At 68.3% G+C, this 769-nt stretch carries 1 protein-coding gene; it reads left to right on the top strand.

What is annotated here, in order from left to right:
- Positions 1-769, top strand: a 769-nt coding sequence (locus tag IH13_RS0120385) for an outer membrane protein assembly factor BamB family protein (RefSeq protein ID WP_031086489.1), incomplete at both ends; no start/stop codon positions are given.

Below are 769 nucleotides of genomic sequence, written 5' to 3' on the forward strand. Positions count from 1 at the left end.
AGAGATGTGTATAAGAGACAGCATCTACGCGACCGCCCGGGACGACGACGGCACGAGGAACGAGGTGTCCTCGGCCGGCTCCACCGGCGGGAAGGAGGAGGACAAGGGCGGTGGCGGCAGCGAGAAGGCCCCGGCCCGGACCGCGTCCAAGGTCGGCATCCAGCTGCCGCAGCCGGAGTACCAGGAAGCGATGACGATCGCCGGTTCCTGGATCACCGACAAGGCGTACGTCAAGCCCGGCCTGTCCGAGGTCAACGGTTACGACATCGACAAGGGCACCACGCTCTGGACGGTCCCGCTCAAGGGACGGTTCTGCGCCGCTTCCCGGCACATGAGCAAGGACTTCAAGACGGCGATCCTCTTCGCGGAGGGCGAGCCCACCAAGGAGAACAAGTACCCGTCGTGCAACCAGGTCGGCGCCCTCGACATGAACACCGGCAAGCTGATGTGGAGCAAGTCGGTCACCTCCTCCAGCAGTGGTGACAAGCCCGTCAAGTTCGACGAGGTCACCCTCAGCGGCACCACGGTCGCCGCGGGCGGGACCGGCGGCGGGGCCGCGTTCAACCTCGACACCGGAGCCGAACTCTGGCGGCCCAAGGCCGACGCCGACGGCTGCTCCGACCGGGGATACGGCGGCGGTGAGGCCCTGGTCGCGGTCCGCGCCTGCGGTTCGTACGACGAGCCCGTGGTCTCGATCCAGCCCCTGGACCCGACCACCGGCGCACCGCTGTCCTCGTACACCATGCCGGCCGGCGTCGACTACGCCCAC

It is taken from the genome of Streptomyces sp. NRRL WC-3549 (assembly GCF_000721935.1).
GTDB lineage: Bacteria > Actinomycetota > Actinomycetes > Streptomycetales > Streptomycetaceae > Streptomyces.